At 71.2% G+C, this 23,834-nt stretch carries 24 protein-coding genes; 8 read left to right on the forward strand and 16 right to left on the reverse strand.

Annotated elements, in window-relative coordinates; all coding sequences use genetic code 11:
* Positions 1-61: 61 nt before the first annotated feature.
* On the reverse strand, positions 62-268 hold the full coding sequence (locus ABH937_RS13130; protein WP_370218335.1) for an SCO4848 family membrane protein: 207 nt from the start codon (positions 266-268) through the stop codon (positions 62-64).
* Between the two features lie 80 nt (positions 269-348).
* Here ABH937_RS13130 and ABH937_RS13135 point away from each other — a divergent pair, with 80 nt between their 5' ends.
* Complete coding sequence (locus tag ABH937_RS13135) at positions 349-600, forward strand: SCO4848 family membrane protein (RefSeq protein WP_280692383.1); 252 nt, start codon at positions 349-351, stop codon at positions 598-600.
* A 139-nt stretch (positions 601-739) separates the two neighbouring features.
* On the opposite strand, the gene ABH937_RS13140 is transcribed toward ABH937_RS13135, so the two are convergent.
* The 4 genes from ABH937_RS13140 to ABH937_RS13155 form a co-directional block, all read right to left on the reverse strand.
* Positions 740-1,828 carry a methyltransferase domain-containing protein gene (locus tag ABH937_RS13140; RefSeq protein WP_370218271.1) on the reverse strand — a complete coding sequence of 363 codons (1,089 nt, stop codon included), beginning with the start codon at positions 1,826-1,828 and terminating at the stop codon, positions 740-742.
* A gap of 7 nt (positions 1,829-1,835) precedes the next feature.
* Positions 1,836-1,985 (reverse strand): hypothetical protein, encoded by a 150-nt coding sequence (locus tag ABH937_RS13145; protein ID WP_280692378.1) that lies wholly within the window; start codon positions 1,983-1,985, stop codon positions 1,836-1,838.
* A gap of 229 nt (positions 1,986-2,214) precedes the next feature.
* Positions 2,215-2,439, reverse strand: a complete 225-nt coding sequence (locus tag ABH937_RS13150; RefSeq protein ID WP_280692376.1) for a hypothetical protein — start codon at positions 2,437-2,439, stop codon at positions 2,215-2,217.
* Positions 2,436-2,624 (reverse strand): hypothetical protein, encoded by a 189-nt coding sequence (locus tag ABH937_RS13155; protein WP_280692374.1) that lies wholly within the window; start codon positions 2,622-2,624, stop codon positions 2,436-2,438. Before ABH937_RS13155 ends, ABH937_RS13150 begins: the two co-directional genes overlap by 4 nt.
* Positions 2,625-2,768: 144 nt before the next feature.
* Between ABH937_RS13155 and ABH937_RS13160 the strand changes: the two genes are divergently transcribed.
* Together ABH937_RS13160 and ABH937_RS13165 are read left to right on the forward strand one after the other, a co-directional pair.
* Complete coding sequence (locus tag ABH937_RS13160) at positions 2,769-3,512, forward strand: helix-turn-helix domain-containing protein (RefSeq protein WP_280692373.1); 744 nt, start codon at positions 2,769-2,771, stop codon at positions 3,510-3,512.
* A gap of 4 nt (positions 3,513-3,516) precedes the next feature.
* Positions 3,517-3,987, forward strand: a complete 471-nt coding sequence (locus ABH937_RS13165) for an NUDIX domain-containing protein (protein WP_280692371.1) — start codon at positions 3,517-3,519, stop codon at positions 3,985-3,987.
* Between the two features lie 563 nt (positions 3,988-4,550).
* Here the strand turns inward: ABH937_RS13165 and ABH937_RS13170 are convergent.
* Complete coding sequence (locus ABH937_RS13170) at positions 4,551-5,324, reverse strand: recombinase family protein (protein ID WP_280692369.1); 774 nt, start codon at positions 5,322-5,324, stop codon at positions 4,551-4,553.
* 102 nt (positions 5,325-5,426) lie between these two features.
* Here ABH937_RS13170 and ABH937_RS13175 point away from each other — a divergent pair, with 102 nt between their 5' ends.
* Entirely contained in the window at positions 5,427-6,746 is a 1,320-nt protein-coding gene (locus ABH937_RS13175; RefSeq protein WP_280692367.1) for a serine hydrolase, read from the forward strand.
* 177 nt (positions 6,747-6,923) lie between these two features.
* Here ABH937_RS13175 and ABH937_RS13180 read toward each other — a convergent pair whose 3' ends face one another.
* Positions 6,924-7,865 carry a YhjD/YihY/BrkB family envelope integrity protein gene (locus tag ABH937_RS13180; RefSeq protein WP_280692365.1) on the reverse strand — a complete coding sequence of 314 codons (942 nt, stop codon included), beginning with the start codon at positions 7,863-7,865 and terminating at the stop codon, positions 6,924-6,926.
* Positions 7,866-8,045: 180 nt separating this feature from the next.
* Here ABH937_RS13180 and ABH937_RS13185 point away from each other — a divergent pair, with 180 nt between their 5' ends.
* Positions 8,046-11,609, forward strand: coding sequence for a CDP-glycerol glycerophosphotransferase family protein (locus ABH937_RS13185; RefSeq protein WP_370218272.1), 3,564 nt, complete (start codon positions 8,046-8,048; stop codon positions 11,607-11,609).
* A 102-nt stretch (positions 11,610-11,711) separates the two neighbouring features.
* Here the strand turns inward: ABH937_RS13185 and ABH937_RS13190 are convergent, their stop codons facing one another.
* The 7 genes from ABH937_RS13190 to ABH937_RS13220 form a co-directional block, all read right to left on the reverse strand.
* Positions 11,712-13,547 (reverse strand): Stealth CR1 domain-containing protein, encoded by a 1,836-nt coding sequence (locus ABH937_RS13190; RefSeq protein ID WP_370218273.1) that lies wholly within the window; start codon positions 13,545-13,547, stop codon positions 11,712-11,714.
* 172 nt (positions 13,548-13,719) lie between these two features.
* Positions 13,720-14,283, reverse strand: a complete 564-nt coding sequence (locus ABH937_RS13195; RefSeq protein ID WP_370218274.1) for a 2'-5' RNA ligase family protein — start codon at positions 14,281-14,283, stop codon at positions 13,720-13,722.
* Positions 14,284-14,294: 11 nt separating this feature from the next.
* A complete protein-coding gene (gene trpS, locus ABH937_RS13200) occupies positions 14,295-15,335 on the reverse strand; it encodes a tryptophan--tRNA ligase (RefSeq protein ID WP_280692335.1) in 1,041 nt (346 codons plus the stop codon).
* Positions 15,336-15,365: 30 nt separating this feature from the next.
* Positions 15,366-16,718, reverse strand: coding sequence for a hemolysin family protein (locus ABH937_RS13205; RefSeq protein ID WP_280692333.1), 1,353 nt, complete (start codon positions 16,716-16,718; stop codon positions 15,366-15,368).
* Positions 16,719-16,799: 81 nt separating this feature from the next.
* On the reverse strand, positions 16,800-17,792 hold the full coding sequence (locus tag ABH937_RS13210; RefSeq protein WP_280692331.1) for a malate dehydrogenase: 993 nt from the start codon (positions 17,790-17,792) through the stop codon (positions 16,800-16,802).
* 209 nt (positions 17,793-18,001) lie between these two features.
* Positions 18,002-18,370: a DUF3017 domain-containing protein gene (locus tag ABH937_RS13215; RefSeq protein WP_280692329.1), complete on the reverse strand. Its 369-nt coding sequence runs from the start codon at positions 18,368-18,370 to the stop codon at positions 18,002-18,004.
* Positions 18,371-18,466: 96 nt separating this feature from the next.
* Positions 18,467-19,321, reverse strand: coding sequence for a bifunctional methylenetetrahydrofolate dehydrogenase/methenyltetrahydrofolate cyclohydrolase (locus ABH937_RS13220; protein WP_280692327.1), 855 nt, complete (start codon positions 19,319-19,321; stop codon positions 18,467-18,469).
* A 281-nt stretch (positions 19,322-19,602) separates the two neighbouring features.
* Between ABH937_RS13220 and ABH937_RS13225 the strand changes: the two genes are divergently transcribed.
* The 3 genes from ABH937_RS13225 to ABH937_RS13235 all read left to right on the forward strand — a co-directional run bounded on the left by ABH937_RS13225 (position 19,603) and on the right by ABH937_RS13235 (position 21,474).
* A complete protein-coding gene (locus tag ABH937_RS13225) occupies positions 19,603-20,019 on the forward strand; it encodes a DUF2752 domain-containing protein (RefSeq protein ID WP_370218275.1) in 417 nt (138 codons plus the stop codon).
* Positions 20,020-20,092: 73 nt separating this feature from the next.
* The gene (locus tag ABH937_RS13230) at positions 20,093-20,836 is read left to right on the forward strand and encodes an RDD family protein (RefSeq protein WP_280692323.1); all 744 of its coding nucleotides are present in this window, start codon (positions 20,093-20,095) and stop codon (positions 20,834-20,836) included.
* A 206-nt stretch (positions 20,837-21,042) separates the two neighbouring features.
* A complete protein-coding gene (locus ABH937_RS13235; protein WP_370218276.1) occupies positions 21,043-21,474 on the forward strand; it encodes an RDD family protein in 432 nt (143 codons plus the stop codon).
* Positions 21,475-21,550: 76 nt separating this feature from the next.
* Here the strand turns inward: ABH937_RS13235 and purH are convergent, their stop codons facing one another.
* Together purH and purN are read right to left on the reverse strand one after the other, a co-directional pair.
* Positions 21,551-23,134: a bifunctional phosphoribosylaminoimidazolecarboxamide formyltransferase/IMP cyclohydrolase gene (gene purH / locus ABH937_RS13240; RefSeq protein WP_280692319.1), complete on the reverse strand. Its 1,584-nt coding sequence runs from the start codon at positions 23,132-23,134 to the stop codon at positions 21,551-21,553.
* Positions 23,131-23,790, reverse strand: a complete 660-nt coding sequence (gene purN / locus ABH937_RS13245) for a phosphoribosylglycinamide formyltransferase (protein WP_280692318.1) — start codon at positions 23,788-23,790, stop codon at positions 23,131-23,133. The genes purH and purN overlap by 4 nt, the downstream gene beginning before the upstream one ends.
* Between the last annotated feature and the right edge of the window lie 44 nt (positions 23,791-23,834).

Below are 23,834 nucleotides of genomic sequence, written 5' to 3' on the forward strand. Positions count from 1 at the left end.
CCCTTCGAAGACAAGTTCGATAGTCGGTCGAGCGACTGGGACTCTGTCAGGTGCCGCTCCGTCAGGTCAACGGCTTTCCGGCGCGCAGCCCGCGCAGCCCCACCGCACCCACCACGACACCCAGCGCGAAGGAGGTGACGGCCAGCGCCAGGTGGATCCAGAAGAAGGCGGTGGGGTGGCCGTGGTCGCCGTTGGTGAAGGCCTGGTGGGCCGAGTCCTGCCAGAGGTTCTTCACGAAGGTCGAAGAACGGAAGACACCCAGGAGGATCCCACACCCCCGGCAGCTGGCCCGGCGGGCACGGCCCACATACTTGAGGGACCGGTTACTCCGCTCGAAGGACCACACCCATGAAGCTCACTCGCCCCGTCTCCTGGTTCCTTACGGCGTTCGGCGCGTGGTCTTGGATGGTCTGGGTGACATTCGCCAAGAACCTCTGGGCCGACTCCGCCCACCAGGCGTTCACCAACGGCGATCACTCCCACCCGACCGCCTTCTTCTGGATCCACCTGGCCCTCACCATCGTGTCGTTCGCCCTGGGGACGGCCATCGGCGTCATCGGCATCCGGGGCGTTCTCGCCGCCCGGCGCGCCGCCCAGTAAGCGAAGCAGCCCCGCCCGCGCACCACACGGGCGGCGCACAGGCGGGGCGGTCCCGCTGCACTTGTCGTGCCTTCCCCAGCAGCGGGAGACGGTGGCCCGGCCGCCCGTGGGGGACGTATGGCAGCCGGGCCGGTCAGGGTCAGCCGATCACGTGGTCCGGTTCGTCCAGCCAGGCCCGGTGTTCGCCCGCCACGGTCACGGTCAGGCCGAGCCGGGACAGGTCCGGGCAGTCGTGGCGCTGCCACCACTCGCGGGCGGCTGTCACCTCGTCCCACAGGTTCCGGGGGCCGGACTGCGAGACGGCATGCTCGCCCTGCCAGTCGGCAAGGCGGCAGTGGGCGTACGACTGGCCGTCCCAGATCTCGAATCGACCGGTGCCGAACCGGTCGTACGAGGCCCAGACGCTCTGCCGAAACAGACCGGGCATCCGCAGGCCGATCGCGAACCCGGCGTCGGTGTTATCGGCGACGTCAGCGGGGTCGATCTCCGAACGGCTGTACCGGACGTCTTCGATCTCGAACTCGCCGCTGTCGGGCCGCTGGTCGCGAACCCACATGAACGCCACGTCCGCCACGAACGGACCGCTTGCCGACTTGCCATCCTCGGCGACCGTGAGCCGCGCCAGTGCCCCGTTGCAGAAGGCGGTGCCGTACGGGGCCAGGATCACCCCGCCGGGCTCGGCCTGCTCGATCAGAGCAGCGGGCAGACGCTGAACGGCGGCCGTCAGGTGAACCCGCTGGAAGGGCGCCCCGGCGGGGTCGCCGAGCATGCCGTCACCGACCACCACTCGGGGCCGCAGCCCGAGCGCGCCGAGCCGGCCCCGCGCCTCGGCGGCGAGCCTGGGATCCACCTCGATGCTGACGACGTTGTCAGCGCCGAGTCGGTGGGCCAGCAGGCCCGCCGTCCACCCCGTACCTGTGCCTACCTCCAGGACGCGCATCCCCTCGGCGACGTCCAGCTGGCGGAGCATCGTGGCCACCACCGTGGGCATGGAGCTGGACGAGGACGGGATCTCGGTCCCCTCGTACAGCTGCGTGACCAACGGCAGGTCCGAGTCGGCCAGCTCCGCCCATCGAGCCGGGTTCGTCTCGATGTCGATCCACTCGCCCCCGTGGTAGATCCGCGTCGGCGTGAAGCGGCCGCGCGGAAGGGCGCGAAACGTCTCTTCCCAGTCGGCCGACAGTGCCCCGGACTCCCGGAGCCTGTCGGCGAGTTCGCCCCAGTTCATCGGCTGCCTACTTCCCGGGCTTGGGCAGGTTGGTGGGCGGCGCGTCCCGCTGCCCGTCCTGCGGGGCCGTGTCCGGCGACCCCGAGTGACCGCCGCCCGAGCCCCCGCCCGCCTTGCCGGGCCCGTCGTTGCCGCCGCCTCCGCCGTGCTTTCCCATGGCTGTGCCTCCTCATGATTGGTGTGTTCTCCGCGTCTGCGTGCTCCGTCGTCACTCCGGCGGCATCGGACCGGGGCCGGGTGGACGGTTGGGGCCGGGCGTGGGAGTGGTCATGCCGGTGGCTCCTCACACACTGAGGTGTTCCGAATCACCGGTCGGTGTCCGGGTCGTTCGGTGTTGGACCCCGCTCCGGTCGGCTGTCTGCCAGGGATGACGACCGGGGCGGGAGTCAGTTGGCCGGCCAGCAGCGGGGGTGGTTGGCCTCGCGCACCCTGGCGAGCAGTTCGGCCCGCCGTCGCCGCTCGTCGGTCGTCAACGGAGCTTCGCTGAACTCTTCCGGAGTCAGCACCGGTCGGGGCTCGGCAGGGCACTCACGCGGCCACGGGTGAGCCCTGATCCACTCGAAGGGGTCCACCGGCTCCGGGCCGCCGTCGGCCTGCTGAGCGGCACTCACGCGATGTCCTTGTCGGGGCACTTGTCGCTGCCGCAGGTGCAGAACGGCCACCCACGCGGCGTACCCCTGATGGCCCGGGCAGAATACTCCGGGTCGTACTCGTCCAACGGGTTGCCGACAGAGGCACGCTGGCGCTGCTCGGCCCGGTACTCGGCGAGGGTCCTGCGTTGCCCGCCCGTCGTCATCTGCCCACTCCTCCCACTTGGTGGATACCAAGGTCCGGCAGTCGCCCGGGACGGTGGAACCTCGTGCAAAGGACACTTCGGGACGTCCCCCGTGCGGTAGAACGTCCCCAACAAAGGCCCGGTGTCTGTGGGGAGACAATCGCGATGCCGAACGAGAGACTGAAAAGCGCTATGACGTCCGGCGGTTGGACGCACGCCGCCCTGGCGGAGAAGGCCGGCGTGGACACCAAATCGGTTGAACGATGGGCCAACCAGAACAGGACGCCCCGGCTAGGGACAGCCCGCCTGGCTGCCGAAGCACTGGGAGAAGACGTGTTCGCACTGTGGCCGAGCCTGCGGCAGCCCCGTGCCGCCCGCGCGATAAGCCCTGAACTGGTGGGGCTGTACGAGCAGCGGGCCGACTTGCCGGTCTCCGTCTTCGTGGACCTGCTCGGCAAGGCCACGGAGCGAATCGACGTCCTGGTCTACGCGGCGGTCTTCCTCCACGAGGCGTACCCCCGGCTCAACGACCTGCTCCGTGAACGCGCTGCCGAGGGCTGCACCGTCCGGATCGCCCTCGGTGACCCCGACAGCGAGAACGTCAGGCAGCGCGGCCAGGAGGAGAAGTTCGGCCACGGCATCGAGTCCCGTTGCAGACTCGCGCTCCTGCACTACCGCCCTCTCCTCGGGACTCCCGGGATCGAGATCCGCACCCACTCGACGACGCTCTACAACAGCCTGTACCGAGCAGATGACCAGCTCCTCGTGAACGCGCACGTGTGGGGCGTCAACGCCTTTGGCGCGCCGGTCTGGCACCTGCGGCGCTCGGGCGCAGGGACGCTGTTCGACACCTATGCTGCGAGCTTCGACGCGGTGTGGGACACCGCTCGACCGGCTGAGGAGAACTGATCACGTGGCACGAACCGAGTACTACGACGATCCCGACGCCCCCAAGCCGAACCGGGTCGTCGTCGCGGCATCCGCCGTCGTGACCGACGACAGGGGCCGCATCCTGCTGCAACGGCGGACCGACAACGGCCTGTACGCGTTGCCCGGCGGAACGATGGACCTCGGCGAGTCGCTGCCCGGGACGGCGGTGCGGGAAGTCCAGGAGGAGACCGGACTTGCTGTGGAGATCACGGGCCTGGTCGGCACGTACACCGACCCCCGCCACATCATCGCCTACTCGGACGGCGAGGTCCGCCAACAGTTCAACGTGTGCTTCACCGCTCGTATCACGGGCGGAGAACTGAGGATCTCCAGCGAATCCACCGACCTCCAGTTCGTCGCCCCGACCGAGATCGAGAACCTGCCGATGCACCACACCCAGCGGCTCCGGCTCCAGCACTTCCTGGAACACCGGGCGACCCCCTACCTCGGATAAGCACCCGGACGACGAAAAGCCCCCGACCGACCCTCGAAGGGGCCAGGCGGGGGCAGTGGGCAGCTCAACGGCTCGGGTAGGGCGCACGGCGCCACAGGCCCCGGCCGTTCTGCCGGAGACCGACCGTGGCGGGCAGCAGGCACCTGCGAGCGCCGTGCTGACCGGTTCGGTGAGCGTCGCCCGCGCGGGTGCTGGCGAGCGTCTCATGACAGGCCGGGCAGTGCTCGGCGCGCCGACCGGACCAGCGCCGACCGCACGGCGGGTGAATGACGGTTCGGATAGGTAACTCCGTCCTCCTGCCAGAGCAGGATTTCGCGGCTTGGCGGGCCGTTCCGCAGCCGGTTGGGCTCAGGCCGGCTGTGACCGACCGACGCGCCCGGGTGGCAGCGGCACGAGACTCCTGCTGACCAGGCGGCCCTACGCGTACGCGCAGGTGCGCGCCTGCACCCGCGTCGTGCACGCGCGCGTGGGCCACCCGGGCCAACCGGCCGAAAGGCCAGGTCACAGCAGGTGACCGAGAGATCCGATCGGAAGTCCCAGACCCGTAGCCACGCCGAATCCTGCTATGGCGTAGCGATCAGCGAGGAAAGGTCCTCCTGCTCCGCGAACCGTAGAGCAGCCGCCACCAGCCACGCCTGGTCATCCGGATCGGCGAGATCGGCGTTGGTGATCTTCGCCCAAACCTGGCGGGCGACGTAGTCGTCAAGGTGAGCGGTCTGCACCGACAGACCACCGTGCCCAATGGGGTTCGCGCACATGTAGTAGCACCCGCTCTTGCCCATCGAGCCCTCGCACATGGCGCAACGGGAGAACTTCCAGCCGGACAGCTCCGGCACGCCGTTCTCGTACTGCCGCTCAGCGAGGCCGCGCTGACCGATCTTCTCTTGGAGCTCCAGCCAGGTCTGGCTCGGGATGATGCCCTGGTGCGGCGTCAGCGGAGCCCCTGACTGGTCCCGGGCAATGACGTTGGCCAACGTCCCCTTGGGGCCCTTCGGGAGGCGCACCGAGGCGAACCCGCCGATGCAGGGGTGCGTGAGGATGTGACGCACGGTCTGAGCCCGCCAGATGATCCCGGTCCGCTGCCGGCCAGGGAATCCGCGCTCCCGGACGGCCTTCTTGCGCGCCTCGGTGTTCCGCTGCGCTGTGGTGCCCGGGGCGGGGGTGCCCTCCTTGTTCATGGTCGCCGCGATGCGGTTGTAGGCGTAGCCCTTGAACGCGAGGTCAACCAGCTTCCGGACCACGTCGGCGTAGGCCATCTCCGCTTCGTCCCAGTGGTCCTCGTTGGGCTCAAGTGTGGTGACGGTCAGCTTCCCGATCACCTCGCGGCGGGCCTTCATACCGAACGGCAGGGAGCCGATCAGCCCAGTCGGCGGTCCCCCGTTCCGGCGAGCCGGGCGACGGGCCGGGGCCGGTGGACGTTGGACGGGTACGGACACCAAATGCACTTGGATGCTTACCTGATGTGTCGTACTGGTCGTCGGGCCGCCGCGCTAGCCGCCGCCCTGGTGCTGGCGGCCGCCCCCGTCGCCGCGGCCGAGCCGCCGCCGGTCGCCACCGTCGTCGGTGGTGAGCGGCTCGGGCTGCCCGGGGTGCAGGTCGCGCTCGGGCCGGGGGCGCCGCGGCTGCCGGAGGGGCTGACCGGGATGTCCTGGCTGGTGGCCGACGCCGACTCCGGTGACGTGCTGGCCGCCTACAACCCGCACCTGCGGCTGCCGCCGGCCAGCACGCTGAAGATGCTCTTCGCCGACACCGTGCTGCCCAAGATCGACCGCAGGGTCGTGCACCGGGTGGCGCCCGAGGATCTGGCGGGGCTGGGCAGCGGCAGCAGCCTGGTCGGCGTCAAGGAGGACCTGGACTACCGCGTCGAGGACCTGTGGCGCGGGGTCTTCCTCAGTTCGGGCAACGACGCGGTGCACGTGCTCGCGCACATGAACGGCGGCGTCGACCAGACGGTCCGTCAGATGCAGCAGAAGGCGAACGACCTCGGGGCCGCCGACACCCACGTGGTCTCCCCGGACGGCTACGACGAGGACGGGCAGCTGACCAGCGCCTACGACCTGACCCTGTTCGCCCGGGAGGGCCTGCGCAACCCGGACTTCCGCTCCTACTGCGCCACCAAGGACGCCCAGTTCCCCGGCTTGGTGGACAGCCGGACCGGTCAGCGCGCCACCTTCGGGATCCAGAACACCGACCGGCTGCTCGGCAAGTACCCGGGCCTGATCGGGGTCAAGAACGGCTACACCACCAACGCGGGCAGCACCTTCGTCGGCGCCGCCGAGCGGGACGGGCACACGCTGCTGGTCGCGGTGATGCACCCGGACACCTATATGAAGGTCTACGACGAGACCGCCGCGCTGCTGGACTGGGGCTTCGCCGCCGGCGGCCGCCTGACCCCGGTCGGGCGACTGGTCTCCGCCAAGCCGGCCGTCACGGCCGCGACCGCGCCGAGCCCCGCCGCCGGGTCCGCACTGGTGCCGGTGCCGGTCCCCGGCCAGGCGCTGCCGGGCAGCGTGCCGGGCGGCCGGCAGCAGCTGGCCGGGCCGCTCCGGCACGGCTCGACGATGCCGAGCCCGGAGAGCTGGACGGTGATCGGCGTCGTCACCGTCATCGGCGCCGCTGCGGCCGGCTGGTTCCTGAACCGGCGCCGGTCCGCGCCGGTCCCGGCCGCCGGCCGGGCCGCCGCACCCCGGGGTGCCACCGCCTCCTCCGCCCTGCGCGGCGCCACCGCGTTGCGCCGCCGGCCGAAGCGGGACAGCTAGGGCCTCTCTTACGGATCTTGTCGGATCAGCGCGCGGCGGTGGGCGCCCGGCTGGGTGTGCCGGCGGATCGTCCTCGTACTGGGTCGTACTTGGATGATTCGCCGGTGCGTCCAGGCGGGAGGCCCGGCGTCGCACGCCCGGCAAGATCCGTAAGAGAGGCCCTAGGGCCTCAAGCCGCTACGGCCGCGTCGGCGGGCCGGCCATGCCGAGCTCGCCGGCAGCGCGGTAGGCGGTCTCCGCGCTCGCGCGGGCGCGGGCCCGGGCGCCCTCGGGGTCGGCCAGGGCGGTCCAGGCGACGCAGTACATGAGCAGCCGGCAGACGAAGTTGATCCAGAGCAGCAGCGCGACCGGCACGCCGAAGGCGCCGTACAGGCTCTTGCCCGCCACCGAACCCAGGTAGGAGGAGAGCAGCAGCTTGAGCAGTTCGAAGCCGACGGCCCCGATCAGCGCGGCGGTCATCAGGTCGCGGCGGTGCTGGCCGGCGATCCGGGGGAACGGGGCGAGCAGGTACAGGAAGAGCAGCAGGTCGGCGCCGACCGCGATGACGAAGCCGGCCACCGCCAGCAGGTAGTGCGCCTGGCCCTGGTCGGAGAGGCCGAGGCCACTGGCCAGCCGTCCCGCCAGCTGGGTGGTGATCGCGGAGGCGCCCAGCGAGACCACCGAGACCACGCCGAGGCCGACCAGCACCACGCAGTCCCAGACCTTGCGCAGCACCACGTTGCCGTCCTCCTCGGGCAGCTGCCAGATGTCCCGGATCGCACCGCGTATGGTGCCCACCCAGCCGAGCCCGGAGATCAGCAGCAGCAACCCGCTGAGCACCCCGACGGTGGCGGCGTTGGCGATCAGCGAGTCCAGACCCAGCGAGTTGGCCAGCCCCGGGACCTGGTCGGCGATCTTGTGCTTGAGGGTGTCCACCCGGGTCGGAGTGAGGGTGGTCACCGCGATCGCCAGAGCCACCGTCAGCAGCGGGAAGAGCGCCAGGAAGCCGAAGAAGGTGACGGCACCGGCCAGCCGGTTGGCCTTGGCCGCCGTGAAGTGCTGGTAGACGCGGTACGGGCGGCTGCGCAGCACGGCGGCGACCAGTGGACCGATCACCGGCAGCCTGGTGAGGAATCCCATGCGGTTCAGCCTGACAGGTCACCGGCCGGCGTCCGCTCAGCCCCGCCGGGCCTGGCCGACACGGGGGGCCGGCCGGGTCGGACGGTAGGATTCGCCGCGTACCGCCTGTCCGGTGGCCCTCGAAGCCTCGGGTCCGCTCCAGGCCGTGACACCGCCCCTGATGAAAGGCCCGCCCCGAAGATGGCCCCCCGTCTCTCTGTCGTTGTTCCGATCTACAACGTCGAGCGGTACCTGGAGGAGTGCCTGGAGTCCATCGCCGCCCAGACCATGAGCGACCTCGAGTGCATCATGGTGGACGACGGTTCGAAGGACGGCAGCGCGGCACTCGCCGAGGCGTTCGCCGCCAAGGACTCCCGATTCAGACTGGTCCGCAAGCAGAACGCCGGCCTCGGCGCCGCCCGCAACACCGGCCTGCTGCACCTGACCGACGGCACCGAGTTCCTGGCCTTCGTGGACAGTGACGACACCCTGCCGCCGAGCGCGTACGAGCTGATGATCTCCACGCTCGACAAGACCGGCTCCGACTTCGCCACCGGCAACGTGCTGCGCTTCCGCGCGGTGGGCCACTACCCGTCGGGCGGCCACGCCAAGCCGTTCCGCGAGACCAGGCTGAAGACCCACATCACCGAGATCCCGGCGCTGGTCACCGACCGCACCGCGTGGAACAAGGTGTACCGGCGCAGCTTCTGGGACATGGCCGGCCTGCTCTACCCCGAGGGCATCCTGTACGAGGACGCGCCGGTCAGCGTGCCGCACCACTACCTGGCCAAGAGCGTGGACGTGCTCACCGAGCCGATCTACCACTGGCGCGAGCGCGAGGTCGGCGAGATGTCGATCACCCAGATGCGCACCAACCCGAAGGGCCTGATCGACCGGGTCACCTCGATGGAGCTGGTCCGCACCTGGCTGCTGAAGCAGACCGACCCGAAGTTCAAGGAGTACCTGCGCTCCTACGACGAGAACAACCTCGTCGAGGAGATCCCGATGTTCTTCTGGTCGGTGGTCGACGGCGAGCAGGACTACCGCGACGCGTACCTGGAGTGCGTGGGCCGGCTGCTGCGCGCGATCGGGCCCGAGCTGGTCCGCAAGCTGCGCGCGCCGCTGCGGCTGAAGTACCACCTGACCCTGCAGGGCCGGATCGACGAGCTCGTCGAGCAGATGGCCTTCGAGGCCGAGAGCAACGGCGCGGCGCCGGCTCGCGGCCTGGTCCGGCCGTACGCCGACTACCCGTTCCTGCGCGGTGGGCGCAAGAGCGTGCCGGCCGACGTGCTGCGGCTGGACAACGCGCTGGTGATGCGCAGCCGGGTCTACGAGTCGGCCTGGGAGGACGGCAAGCTGCGGCTGACCGGGCACGCCTTCCCGGAGCACGTGGGTGTGGAGGGCAAGCACGACCTGGTCCGCAAGATCGTGCTGCGCGAGGCCAAGGGCAAGCGGATCGTCACCTTCTCCGCCAAGACCCAGTACGCACCCGAAGCGACCGCGAGCTCCCCGCACGACCTGTACAGCTGCGACTGGGCCGGCTTCACCACCTTCATCGATCCGGCGAAGCTGAAGAAGCGCGGCCAGTGGCAGGACGGCATCTGGCGGGTGCTGATCGGCGGCGTCGGCAAGGCCGGCGTCTACAAGGGCCGGATCTCCGGCGGCTGGGCCGACACGGCGCAGAGCTACCCGACCCACTGGGTCGACGCCAGCACGCGGATCGTGCCGTTCCTGAAGGACGGCTTCCTGCACCTGAAGGTCGAGACGCTGCGCGCCTCGGTCACCGAACTGGGTGCAGCGGACGGCGAGATCGAGCTCAACGGCACGGTGCGCGGCGGCTCCGACCTGTCCGGGCTCCGGCTGCAGCTGCACCACTCGCAGTCCGGCAGCAAGATCGACTTCCCGGTCGAGTTCGGCACCCCGGCTGGGCGACCGGTGCCGTTCACCGCGCGGATCCCGCTCACGCAGCTCGCCGAGGTCCGTGACCGGTGGAACGCGCTGGACCCGGCCGCCGACACCCGCAGCGCCGACCAGTGGTACGCCAAGCTGCTGCTGGCCGACCGGACCACGCTGCCGGTCATGGTCGACGAGCGGGCGCCGCTGCAGCACCTCGAACTGCCGCTGGACCCCGAGTCCCCGGTGGGCACCGCCCGGGTGCTGGTCTCCAAGCCGACCGACACCGGGCACCTGCAGTTCGCCGACCAGCTGGTGCAGCCGGTGGTGGACCGGATCACCGGCGCCGACGAGCAGGGCTTCACGCTCACCGGCCACTTCCCGCTGCCCGGCGAGCACCGCTACGACCTGGTGGTCCGTCACGTCTGGCGCGAGGAGGACTACCTGCACCCGGTGCTGGTCAGCGACGGCCGCTTCGAGGTGAACCTGCCGGCCACCCCCATCAGCTCGTACGCGGGCCAGGTACCGCTGCACAAGGGCACCTGGGAGGTCTTCTTCCGGCCCGAGGGCGGCGATCCCGACTTCGCCTGGCCCAAGGTCCAGGTGGCGCTGGAGGCGCACGCCGCGCTGCCCGCCGAGATCCGCGCGCGCGGCAAGCAGGTGGTGCTGGAGCGCCGCTACTTCGACACGCTCTCGCTGGAGGCGCACGCCGACCTCGGCCCGCACGAGCGCAGCGGCTACCGCCAGCGGGTGCTGCGCAAGGAGGCCTACCCGGCCGCCAAGCAGCAGCCGCTGCGCCAGGCGGTGCTCTACAACGTGGCCAACGGCGGCCAGTACGCCGGCTCGCCGCGCGCCATCCACGAGGAGCTGGTCCGCCGCGGCCTGCCGCTGGAGCACCTGTGGACGGTGGACGACCAGCAGGCCGAACTTCCGCAGAGCGCCCGCGGGCTGCGGCAGTGGAGCCCGGAGTGGTACGAGGCCGTGGCCACCGCCAAGTACATCGTCACCAGCGCCCAGTTGCCCGACTTCGTGAGCCTGCGTCCGGACCAGGTGGTGCTGCAGACCTGGGTCGGCAGCCCGCTCAAGCGGATCGGTCACGACTTCGAGAAGATCTGGTTCATCGACAGCAACTACCTCAAGCACCTCGACCGCGAGGTGCTGACCTGGAGCAAGCTGATCTCCGGCGGCAGCTTCGCGACCCCGGTGCTGCGTCGGGCCTTCAAGTTCCAGGGCGAGATGCTGGAGACCGGCTACCCGCACAACGACATCCTGTTCTCCCCCGACCGGGAGAAGCGGGCCGCCGAGGTGCGCCGCAAGCTGGGCCTGCCCGAGGGCAAGAAGGTCGTGCTGTACGCGCCGACCTTCCGGGAGGACCGCAAGCGCCCGCAGGGCGGCTACCAGATCGACCTGCGGATCGACCTGGCGGCGGCCCGTGCCGCGCTCGGCGAGGACCAGGTCCTGCTGGTCCGCCCGCACGCGAACTGCTACGGCCCGGTCGCCGACGCCGGCAACGGCTACGTCTGGGACGTCTCGCGCTACCCCGACATGGCCGACCTGCTGCTGGTCGCCGACGCGCTGGTGACCGACTACTCGGCCTCGGTGTTCGACTTCGTCAACACCGGTCGGCCGGTGCTCTTCTTCACCTACGACCTGGAGCACTACCGCGACAACCTGTGCGGGTTCACCTTCGACTTCGAGCGGGACGCACCGGGGCCGCTGCTGCGGACGTCGGCGGAGCTGGTCGAGGCGCTGGGTGACCTGGACCGGGTCGCGGCCGAGCACCGCGAGGCCTACACCGCGTTCCGCTCGACCTACTGCGACCTGGACGACGGCCACGCCGCGGCCCGGGTGGTGGACGGTCTGCTGGGCTGACGGCCTGCTGGGCCGAGTCCTCGGCTGGGAAGGCCCGCGGGCCCCGTGACCTGAGTGCTGGTCACGGGGCCCGCGGGCTTTCGCGTCGGGTACGGCCGGGGGTCAGCCGTGCTGCTCGACCAGGTGTGGCTGCGGGGCGGAGCCCGCCGACTCGGCGGGCCCGGTGGCCGGGTCGAGCTGCTCGGCCGGCGCGGTCTGCTCGGGAGCGGTCCGGGCCGCCGGTGCCGGCAGCGACTGCTCGAAGGGGCCCGCCACCGGGAAGTAGTCCTGCAGGAAGGCCGTGACGATCCGGTCCTGTTCGGGCCTGGGCACCTGTGCCAGGCCGCCGTCGTTGAGGCAGAAGGTGTCGATCGCGCGCTCCCCGAGCAGACCGGGCAGCTGCTCCAGGGCGGCCTGCCGGTCGACGTCCACGTAGCGGTGGCCGATCCGGCCCCAGGCGACCCGGCCGGCGAGGTACCCGCGGCTGACGGCGAGGGTGATCGGCGCGATGTCGGTGGTCGAGCGAAAGGTCGAGCGCACGGTGCCGGCCAGCTCGGCGGCGAACTCCTCGGCGCTCTCGGCCAGCAGTGTGCGGGTCAGCGGGTAGGGGGCGTGGCTGAGGGTGTTGGTGGTGTCCCGGCCGAACTCGCGCCGGATCAGGGCCCGGGTGTTCTTCTGTGCGGCCACGTACTCGTCGTCGTCGCCCGTCACCGGTCCCGGCGGGATCACCCGGGAATCGAGATTGACCGCCGGCGCGCCGTTTCCGTGGAAGAACTGTTCGGGCCGAATCGGTCGTCCCAGGAACATGTCGTCGTTGAAATACAGGAAATGCTCGGCGAGACCCGGAATTCGGTGCAGCTGGGTTTCGATGGCGTGCGAGTTGAACACCGGCAGCACCGCCGGATCCGCGAAGAGCTCACGGTGCGAGACCACGGTCAGGTCCGGGTGCTCGGCCACCAGCCAGTCGGGCTGCTGCCCGTCGGTGACCAGGAAGACGTGCCGGATCCACGGGGCGTACATGGCGATGGAGCGCAGGCAGTAGCGCAGCTCATCGCGGTTGTGGAAGCGCTCGGGGCCGTCCCCGGTGGCGGGCGGCCGGTCCAGCGCGGCCAGCACCGCGGCGCGCCGGCCGTGCCAGACCGGGTCGCTGTCGTCGACCCAGGTGATCACCGCGTCCACCGGAAAGGTGACGTCGTCCAGCAGTGGCCGGGCGAACGCGGCCGGCGCCGGGAATTCGCGATCGCCGATCCGCACCGTCGCCTCCGGCTCCAAGGAGGGCACCCACCAGCCGAACGGCGGCTCGTGGATCGCGGCGATCGCGCCCTGGGAGGGCCTGGCCGAATCCCAGAAGTCGAGGTCACAGCCGTGGTCCGCGGCGTAGGACAGGGTGCGCCCGCCGGTCACCACCGGCCGGTAGATCCGCACCCCTTTGACCAACACCCCGGACTCACCGGGCTCCTCGGCCGCCTCGGGGACCGCCTCCAGGGCCGCGACGGCCTGCGGCAGCTCCTCGGCGAGCACCGTGCTGAGCGTGACGTCGTGCCCCAGCAGGTCCGCGTAGACCGGCTCGCCGGCGAAGGCGGCAGCGCAGGCGGCGAGCACCTCGGCCCGCTGTCCGGGCGCGATCACCACCCACTGCCGGAACCCCTGACCGCGGATCGGGGCGAACACCACCCCGCTGGTGCGCAGCAGATCGGTCACCTCGGTGAAGCTGCGCAGGTAGGCGTCCCCGGAGAGCAGGTCGTCGCGCACCTCGGCCAGCAAGCCGTCGTGCCGCACCAACGCGGGCCGTCGCTCGAGCAGTTGCTCCTCGCGCTCCCGGCGCAGCTCCTCGGCGCTCGGCGGGGCGGGCGCCGGCTCGGGCTCCGGCACGGCGCCCGGCTGCTCGGCCGTCCGTTGCGCCGGCAGCACCCCGGACAACACGCCGACCCGGCGGGCCCGGCCGGCCACGGCACGCATGACTCGCCGGACCGTGCGGGGACAGCGCATCATCTCTCCAGACGGTGAGCCTTCTGGCCGATAAGCCCCCCGCAGCCATTAACGGCTGAGTATAGCGCTCAGCTGATGGTGCGGTGAATGAGAAAGTAATAAGAGATTACATTCTGTATTTCACGCAACTGATTCGCGCTGATTAACGCTGACCCAGCGGGTAAGCGCGCCACGGGCGCCAGACCGCATCAGCGCCGAACCAGGAGAGCGTGACGGCGGGCACCGCGAAAGCCGCGTGGAAGGCCCGCACTTGGACCGCCGCGGCGTCCAGCACGTCCTCCGCCAGACCGTGCGCCACCGTCACGTGCGGGTGGTACGGAAACGCCAACTCCCGGGCCAGCGGGCCGGATCGGATCTCGGCCTCCAGCTCACGGCACTCCTGCGCGCCCTCCTCGACCCGGACGAAGACCACCGGGGAGACCGGGCGGAAGGTGCCGCTGCCGTGCAGCTGCATCCGGAACGGGCGGCGCCCGGCCGCCACCGCCGCCAGGTGGGCCCGCACCTGCGGCAACCGCTCGGCCGGGATCTCGGTCGGCGGCAGCAGCGTGACATGCGTGGGTATCGCCCGGGCCAGCGGATCGCCCAGCGCCGCGCGCGTGTCCTGGATCGCCGAGCCGAACGGCTCGGGCACCGTGACGGCCACGCCGATGGTCAACGACGCGCCGATGGTGGCGACCTCGGTGAGATCGCCACCATCGGCAGGCATCGGCTCGGGCATCAGCGCTTGGCGGCCGCAAGGAAGCCGATGCGGTCGTAGACCGTCGCCAGGGTCTCGCCGGCCACCGCGCGGGCCTTCTCCGCGCCCACCGCCAGCACCCGGTCCAGCTCCGCCGGGTCGTCCAGGTAGGCCTGGGTCCGCTGCTGGAACGGCACCACCCACTCGGCGAACAACTCGGCCAGCTCGGTCTTGAGCGCGCCGTACATCTTGCCCTCGAAGTGCGCGACCAGCTGCTCCACGCTCTGCCCGCTGAGCGCCGCGTGGATCCGCAGCAGGTTCGAGACGCCCGCCTTCTTCTCCTCGTCGTAGGAGACCACCGTGTCGGTGTCGGTCACCGCGCTCTTGAACTTCTTGGCGCTGAGCTTGGGGTCGTCCAGCAGGTTGACCAGGCCCTTGGGCGAGGAGGCCGACTTGCTCATCTTGGCCGTCGGGTCCTGGAGGTCCAGGATCTTCGCCGTCTCCTTGAGGATGTACGCCTTGGGCAGCGTGAAGGTCGGCGCGAAACGGCTGTTGAAGCGCTCGGCCAGGTCGCGGGTGAGCTCCAGGTGCTGGCGCTGGTCCTCGCCCACCGGCACCGCGTCGGCCTGGTAGAGCAGGATGTCGGCGACCTGCAGGATCGGGTAGGTGAAGAGGCCGACCGTGGTGCTGTCGCTGCCCTGCTTGGCCGACTTGTCCTTGAACTGGGTCATCCGGGCCGCCTCGCCGAAGCCGGTGAGGCAGTTCATCACCCAGCCGAGCTGCGCGTGCTCGGGCACCTGGGACTGGATGAAGAGGGTGCAGCGCTCCGGGTCCAGGCCGGCGCCGAGCAGCTGGGCCACCGAGACCCGGGTGTTCTCCCGCAGCTGCGCCGGATCCTGTGGAACGGTGATCGCGTGCAGGTCGACCACCATGTAGAAGGCGTCGTTCGCCTCCTGGAGGTCCACCCACTGGCGCACCGCGCCGAGGTAGTTGCCGAGGTGGAACGAGCCGGAGGTGGGCTGGATGCCGGAGAGCACCCGAGGGCGATCCTTCGCCGGACTGGTGACCGCTGCGTTGACCATGACCGCCATTCTTCCAGCTTCGGCAGGCGGTCAGGACCCGGCTTCGTTTGGAGGTTCGGACGATCGTTCGCCCGCCGCCTCGGGTGCGGGTTCGGCGCGCACCCGGATCCGGTCGATCCGCCGCCCGTCCAGCGCCGCCACGGTCAGCAGCACGCCGTGCTCGGCGCCCTCCTTGTCCACCAGCACCTGGTCACCGACCTCGGGCAGCTCGCCCAGCTCGGCCACCACGTAGCCGGCCACCGTCTCGTACGGGCCCTCGGGCAGCGCCACCCCGGTCTCCTCGGCGAAGTCCGGCAGGTTGAGCAGACCGTTGACCTCGACCCCGCCACCCGCCAGCCGCCGGGTCGCGGTGGTCTCCTGGGCGTCGTACTCGTCGCGGATCTCCCCGATCACCTCCTCGACCAGGTCCTCCAGCGTGACGATGCCGGCCGTGCCGCCGTACTCGTCCACCACCATCGCCAGGTGGTGGCCCTCACGGCGCATCTCGCTCATCGCCTCCAGCACCTTCTTGGTGGCCGGCAGCAGCTTGACCGGACGGGCGATCTCGCGCACCCGCAGCGCCCGCTCACCACGGGCCCGGTAGAGGTCACGGACGTGGACGAAGCCGACCACCGCGTCGTAGGAGCCCTCGACCACCGGGTAACGCGAGTGCGGCGAGGTGCTGGTCTCCTCGCGGACCTCGGTGAGCGGCTGGTCGGCGTCCAGGAAGGTGACCTCGGTGCGCGGCACCATCACCTCGCGCAGCTGGCGCTCGCCGGCCGCGAAGACATCGGCGATCAGCGCCCGCTCGTCGCTGCCCAGCTCGGTGTTGGCGGCCACCAGGCCGCGCAGCTCCTCCGAGCTCATCGAACCGCGCCCGGCCTTGGGGTCGCCGCCGAAGAGGCGGACCATCAGGTTGGTGGAACGGCCGAGCAGCCAGATCACCGGGCGCAGCACCACCGACATGACGTCGACCACCGGCGCGGCCAGCAGCGCGATCGACTCCGCCCGCTGCAGGCCGATCCGCTTGGGCGTCAGCTCGCCGAGCACCAGTGAGATGTAGGAGATCAGCAGGGTCAGCCCGACCAGGGCGACCGCGTCCGCGACCCCGCTGGACAGGCCCAGCCGGACGAAGACCGGGGAGAGCTTGCCGGCCAGCGTGTCCGCGCCGAAGGCGGCCGAGAGGAAGCCCATGCAGGTCACCCCGACCTGGACGGCGGCCAGGAAGCGGTTCGGATCGGCGGCCAGGTGGGCGGCCCGGGCCGCCCGCTTGGTGCCGCGCTCCGCCAGTGCCCTGATCTGCCCCTCGCGCAGCGAGATCAGCGAGATCTCGGCGATGTTGAACAGCCCACCGAGGACGATGAAGAGCAGGACGAGGGCGGCGTCCTGGAGGGTTTCGTTCACGGTCGGCCAGTGTAAGCGCCCCCGGCCGACCGCTTCTGAACCGAAGCGGTCGGCCGGGGCACGGGTGCGGCGGGGTGTTCGTCAGATGAGACCGAGCTCGGTGACCGCGTCGCGCTCCTCGGCCAGCTCGCCGACCGACTTGTCGATCCGGGCGCGGTCGAAGTCGGAGATCTCCAGGCCCTGGACGATCTCGAACTTGCCGTCCTTGGTGGTGACCGGGAAGGAGGAGATCAGGCCGGCCGGCACGCCGTAGGAGCCGTCGGAGACGATGCCCATCGAGGTCCAGTCGCCCGCCGGGGTGCCGTTGACCCAGGTGTGGACGTGGTCGATGGCGGCGTTGGCGGCCGAGGCGGCCGAGGAGGCGCCACGGACCTCGATGATCTCGGCGCCTCGCTTGGCGACCTTCGGGATGAAGAAGTCCTCCACCCACTTCTGGTCGCCGCCGACGGCGTCGAAGGCGCTCTTGCCGGAGATCTCGGCGTGGAACAGGTCCGGGTACTGGGTGGCGGAGTGGTTGCCCCAGATGGTGACCTTCTTGACGTCCTCGACCGTCACGCCGGCCTTCTTGGCCAGCTGGGCCATCGCCCGGTTGTGGTCCAGGCGGGTCATCGCGGTGAACCGCTCGGCCGGCACGTCGGGGGCGTTGCGCTGGGCGATCAGGGCGTTGGTGTTGGCCGGGTTGCCGACCACCAGGACCTTGATGTCATCGGCGGCGTGCGCGTTGATCGCCTTGCCCTGCGGGCCGAAGATGCCACCGTTGGCCTGCAGCAGGTCGCCGCGCTCCATGCCGGCGGTGCGCGGGCGGGCGCCGACCAGCAGGGCGACGTTGGCGCCGTCGAAGGCCGTGTTCGCCTGGTCGGTGATGGTGATGTCGCGCAGCAGCGGGAAGGCGCAGTCGTCGAGCTCCATCGCGACGCCCTCGGCGGCCTTGAGGCCCTGCGGGATCTCCAGCAGGCGCAGGTTCACCGGCACGTCCGCGCCGAGCAGGTGGCCCGAGGCGATGCGGAAGAGCAGCGCATAGCCGATCTGGCCGGCCGCTCCGGTGACGGTGACGTTGACGGGGGTGCGAGTCATGTTTCCTTCTCCAGCGATCGCCAGCATGCCCCAGGGCACGTCGGCGCACTGGAGCCGAGGATGTTTTCTCTCGACATCGAGAGAACCGGCGTCAGGTTATCGCAAGGGCGCCCCGAGGGCGTGCCCACCGGCGTGGCTGGTGCGTCACAGCGTGCCGGAGCCCGCCCCGGCCAGGGGCGGGCTCCGGCGAACGCCCGTCGGCGCCGGCGTCAGTGGCGCTGCCCGATATAGCTGCCGATGTCCTCCACCGCCGGCAGCCGCAGCCAGGGGTCCGGCTGGGCCACCAGGGCGAGCAGCACGATCACGGCCGCGAAGAAGAGCAGCACCAGCACGTCGGTGAACCGGCTGCGCACCGCGAGCATCCCGACCTCCGGCAGCAGCAGCCGCAGCAGGGCGCCGAACAGCATGCCGCCGCCGATGGTCAGCAGGCCGTAGCGGAAGTCGTCGAGCCAGGCGACCAGCAGCCCGATCGCGACCACCAGCATGACCAGCGTTATCGGCCATTGCCGCACCGGCAGCGAGTGGCCGCGGTCCAGGGCCGCCTTGGCGCCCTCCGGCGGCAGTGTCCCCGTGGCCACAGGCCCGGTGTTCGGTGCCGCTCTGTTCCGGGCCGTCCGGCGACGTGCGGACCGGCCCGTTCGTACCGCGCTCATTTCCGATCCCCAGGGTGGCGACTAGTGGGCGGTCTGGCGCTCGGCCGCCTCGACGATGTTGTTGAGCAGCATGGCGCGGGTCATCGGGCCGACACCACCCGGGTTGGGTGAGAGCCAGCCGGCCACCTCCGCGACGGCCGGGTGCACGTCGCCGACCAGGCCGGCTTCGGTGCGGCTGACGCCCACGTCCAGCACGGCCGCGCCCGGGCGCACGTCCTGCGCCTTGACCAGGTAGGGGACGCCCGCCGCGGCGACGATGATGTCGGCCCGGCGCAGGTGCTCGGAGAGGTTGCGGGTGCCGGTGTGGCAGAGCGTCACGGTCGCGTTCTCGCTCTTGCGGGTGAGCAGCAGGCCGATCGAGCGGCCCACGGTGACGCCGCGGCCGACCACCACCACGTCGGCGCCGTTGATCTCCACGTCATGACGGCGCAGCAGTTCCACGATGCCGTAGGGGGTGCAGGGCAGCGGGCCGTCGATGCCGAGCGCCAGGCGGCCCAGCGAGGTGGGGTGCAGGCCGTCGGCGTCCTTGTCCGGGTCCATCAGTTCCAGCACCGGGTTGGCGTCCAGGCCCTTGGGGAGCGGCAGCTGGACGATGTAGCCGGTGCAGGCGGGGTCCTCGTTCAGCTCGCGGACGACGGCCTCGACGTCGGCCTGGCTGGCGGTGGCGGGCAGCTCGCGCTGGATGGAGGCGATGCCGACCTGGGCGCAGTCGCGGTGCTTGCCGCGCACGTAGGAGTGGCTCCCCGGGTCGTCGCCGACCAGTACGGTGCCGAGGCCCGGGGTGATGCCCCGCTCCTTGAGAGCCGCGACGCGGACGGCGAGTTCGGACTTGATCGCGGCGGCGGTGGCCTTGCCATCGAGAATCTGGGCAGTCATACCCCTATCCTCCCGGATCGGCGGCACTGCTCGGCACGCCGCTCTCCGCGCGCCCGCATCTTAACGGAACGTGTGGATCCGGTTGCAGTTGCGCCACAGTTCTGTCCACACCCTGCCAACGCGCTGGACAGCGTGGCCCGCTGCCGTCGACCATAGGCTCCGAGCACCAGTCACATGGCCCGCGCAGCGCCGAAACTGCGGCCCGCGGGTGATCGGGGGAGAACGTTCGTGACCACTCCATCGCAACAGCTTCCGGGACACCCGCCGCCATCCGGCCTGCGGTGATCACCCCGGTGCGGGCCGCCCGGCCCGCCCGGACGCCCGCCGGCCCGACCACCCGGTTCACCCGCACCGCCCTGCGCTGCGCGCTGGCGGCCGGCGCGGCGCTGGCGGTCGCCGTGCTGCACGACGCGCACGATCCCGGGGTGCTCTGCCCGCTGCGCCGCCTCACCGGCATCCCGTGCCCGGCCTGCGGCAGCACCACGGTCTTCATCGAGGCCGGACACGGCCACTGGCTGGCCGCCCTGACGGCCAATCCGGTGACCGTCGTCGCGGTACTCGGCCTGCTCACCGCGCCGCTCGGCGGGGACGCCTGGTGGTGGTCGCTGACGCCGCGTCGGCGCGGGGTCGTGATCGGCGGCGCGCTGGCGGTCGCCTGGATCTGGCAGCTCTTCCGCCTGGGTGTCGCACCGTCATAGCGCTCCACTAGTCTCACCCGCTGTCCCCACTGTCCCAACTGCCCGCAGAGCTCGTCCCGCCCGGAGGCATTCCGTGTCCTACCCGCCCGACCCGAACAACCCCTACGGCCAGCCCCAGCAGGCGCCCTACGGTCAGCCCCAGCAGCCGTACGGCCAGCCCCAGCAGGCGCCGTACGGCGTCCCGCCGCAGCAGAACCCGTACGGCCAGCAGCCGCCGGCCTACGGCTACCCGCAGCAGGGTGCCCCGAACTACGGTTACCCGCAGCAGGACGCCGCTCCCTACGGCTACGCCCCTGCGGGCCCGCCGGTGGTGGCCAGCTGGGGCGCCCGGGTCGGTGGGTACATCATCGACTCGCTGGTGATCTTCGTGCCGTTCACCATCTGCTACTTCATCGGCATCGCGATGGTGGTGGGCAGCGTGGCCTCTGGCGTGCCCAACTGCACCTTCCCCACCGACCCGAGCGACACCTCGGCCCCGGTCTGCACCCCCGCCACCACGACCGCCTCCACCGGTCTGAGCGGCGGCGGCGTGGCGATCATCCTGGTCGGCGCCGTGCTCACGCTGGGCCTGCTCATCTGGCAGCTGGTCCGCGAGGGCAGCACCGGCCAGACCATCGGCAAGCGCGCCGTGGGCATCAAGCTGGTCCGCGAGATCGACGGCCGGCCGCTCGGCTTCGGCATGGCCTTCGTGCGCAAGCTCGCGCACGTCCTGGACAACCTGCTCTGCGGCCTCGGCTACCTCTGGCCGCTCTGGGACGACAAGGGCCAGTGCTTCGCCGACAAGGTGACCAACAGCCTGGTGATTCGCGCGCAGTAGCTCGCGCGGCCGCCCGGGAGCGGGCGGCACGGTTTTCCACTGAGCACGGCTGATGGCCCGGTCGCTCCGGACGGAGCGACCGGGCCGTCGGCGTTCTCGGGCAGCTCCCGCACGAACCGGCATCAAGCAGCGACGCCAAGCAGCGACGCCAAGCAGCGACGCCAAGCACCGACGCCAGGCGCCGGTACGACGATCAGAAGGATCCGATGAGCAACACGTACGACCAGCGGCCACCCGGCTACGACCTGCCCTACCCGCCCGCTCCGCCGCTGGCCAACTGGGGCCGGCGGGTGGTTTCCTTCCTCATCGACTGGCTGATCGTGGGCCTGCCCGGTACGGCCATCCAGCTCGCCACCGGGTCGTCGCTGGGCAGCCTGGTGAACCTGGTGACGCTGCTGGTCGTGGCGAACATGGAGGGGAGCACCGGCCAGTCGCCCGGCAAGAAGGTGGTCGGCACCAGGGTGCTGCGGATAGCCGACGGCAGCTACCTCGGCACCGGCCTGGCGATCGGCCGCCGGCTGCTGCACCTGCTGGACGCGCTCTGCTGCCTGATCGGCTACCTGTGGCCGCTCTGGGACGCCAAGCGGCAGACCTTCGCGGACAAGATGGCCGGCACGGTGGTCGTGGTCACCGGCTGAGGCACCCAAAAAAAGACAACGAGACGGCTGACGGGCCGTGGGAGAGATCCCACGGCCCGTCAGCCGATCGGCACGATCAGTGGAAGAAGTGCCGGGTCCCGGTGAAGTACATGGTCACCCCGGCCGCCGCGGCCGCCGCGATGACCTCCTCGTCCCGCACCGAGCCGCCCGGCTGGACCACGGCCTTGACGCCGGCGTCGAGCAGGATCTGCAGGCCGTCGGCGAACGGGAAGAACGCGTCGGAGGCGGCGAACGAACCGGCGGCACGCTCCCCGGCGCGGGCGACCGCGAGCTTGGCGGAGTCGACCCGGTTGACCTGGCCCATGCCGACCCCGACCGAGGCGCCGTCCTTGGCCAGCAGGATCGCGTTGGACTTGACGGCGCGGCAGGAGATCCAGGCGAAGGCCAGCTCGGCCAGCTCGGCCTCGGAGAGCGCCTCACCGGTGGCCAGCGTCCAGGTCGACGGGTCGTCACCGGGGGCGTCCACCCGGTCGAGCTGCTGGAAGAGCAGGCCACCGCTGATCCGGCGGGCCTCCCGGCGCTCGCACGGGGCCTCGGGCGCGCGCAGCACGCGGATGTTCTTCTTGCGGGCGAGCACCTCGACGGCGCCCGCCTCGTAGTCGGGGGCGACGACGACCTCGGTGAAGATCGGCGCGATCTGCTCGGCCAGCTCGACGGTGACCGGGCGGTTGACCGCGATCACGCCACCGAACGCGGAGAGCGGGTCGCAGGCGTGCGCCTTGCGGTGCGCCTCCGCGACGTCCGCGCCGACCGCGATGCCGCACGGGTTGGCGTGCTTGATGATCGCGACGGCCGGGCCCGCGTGGTCGTAGGCGGCGCGGCGGGCGGCGTCGGTGTCGACGTAGTTGTTGTAGGACATCTCCTTGCCGTGCAGCTGCTCGGCGGCCGCGAGGCCCCCGGTGCCGTCGGTGTAGAGCGCCGCGCGCTGGTGCGGGTTCTCGCCGTACCGCAGCACGTTCGAGCGCTCCCAGGTGGCGCCGAGGAAGGCCGGGAACGGCTCCTCGGACTCGGTGTAGCCCGAGACCTCGAACCACTGCGCCACCGCGACGTCGTACGCGGCGGTGTGCGCGAAGGCCGCGCCGGCCAGCCGCTTGCGGGTCAGCAGGTCGAACCCGCCGGCCCGGACGGCGGCCAGCACGTCCGCGTAGCGGGCCGGGTCGACCACCACCGCGACCGAGGGGTGGTTCTTGGCGGCGGCGCGCACCATGCTCGGGCCGCCGATGTCGATCTGCTCGACGCACTCGTCCGGGGTGGCGCCGGAGGCGACGGTGGCGGCGAACGGGTAGAGGTTCACCACGACCAGGTCGAAGGGCTCGATGCCCAGCTCGGCCAGCTGCGCGCGGTGCGACTCCAGGCGCAGGTCGGCCAGCACGCCGGCGTGCACCCGGGGGTGCAGCGTCTTCACGCGCCCGTCCAGGCACTCCGGGAAGCCGGTGAGCTCGGAGACCTCGGTGACCGGGACGCCGGCGGCGGCGATCCTGGCGGCGGTGGAGCCGGTGGAGACCAGCTCGACCCCGGCGGCGTGCAGGCCCTGGGCCAGCTCCTCCAGGCCGGTCTTGTCGTACACGCTGACCAGCGCGCGGCGGATCGGACGGATGTCCTCGGAGACGGGCGGCGCGGCGTGGGGGGCGGAACTCATGCCGGGATCCAAACCTTTCGGTCTTCGATGCGGTGTCCTTCGCGGGCGAGACGGCCCACGACCTCGACGAGCAGCTGACGCTCGACAGTCTTGATGCGCTCGTGCAGCGCTTCGCCGCCATCGGCATGGTCGGCGTCGGTGACCTGCACGACGCCCTGCGCGATGATCGGACCGGTGTCCACCCCGGCGTCGACCAGGTGGACGGTGCAGCCGGTGACCTTGACCCCGTAGGCGAGCGCGTCGGAAACGCCGTGGGCGCCGGGGAAGGCGGGCAGCAGGGCAGGGTGGGTGTTGACGATCCGGCCGCTCCAGGCGCCCAGGAAGCGCTCACCGAGGATCTTCATGAAGCCGGCGGTGATCACCAGGTCGGGCTGCCAGGCCTGCACGGCCGCGGTCAGCGCGGTGTCCCAGGCGGCCCGGTCGGGGTAGTCCTTCACCCGGTGCACGAAGGTCGGGATGCCGGCGCGCTCGGCGCGCTCGAGCCCCGCGATGCCGTCCCGGTCGGCACCGACGGCGACGATCTCGGCGCCGTAGCCGGGATCGGCGACCGCCTCGATCAGGGCCTGGAGGTTGGTGCCGGAGCCGGACACCAGGACCAGCAGCCGGGCAGGGCGGTCGGACGGGGGCGGGAAGGCGAGCGGGTGAGCGGCAGCCACTGCGCTGGATCTCCGTAAACGTCGGGTGCCCGCCCGCTGGTACG

It is taken from the genome of Kitasatospora sp. GAS1066B (genome assembly GCF_041262605.1).
Classification (GTDB): Bacteria; Actinomycetota; Actinomycetes; order Streptomycetales; family Streptomycetaceae; genus Kitasatospora.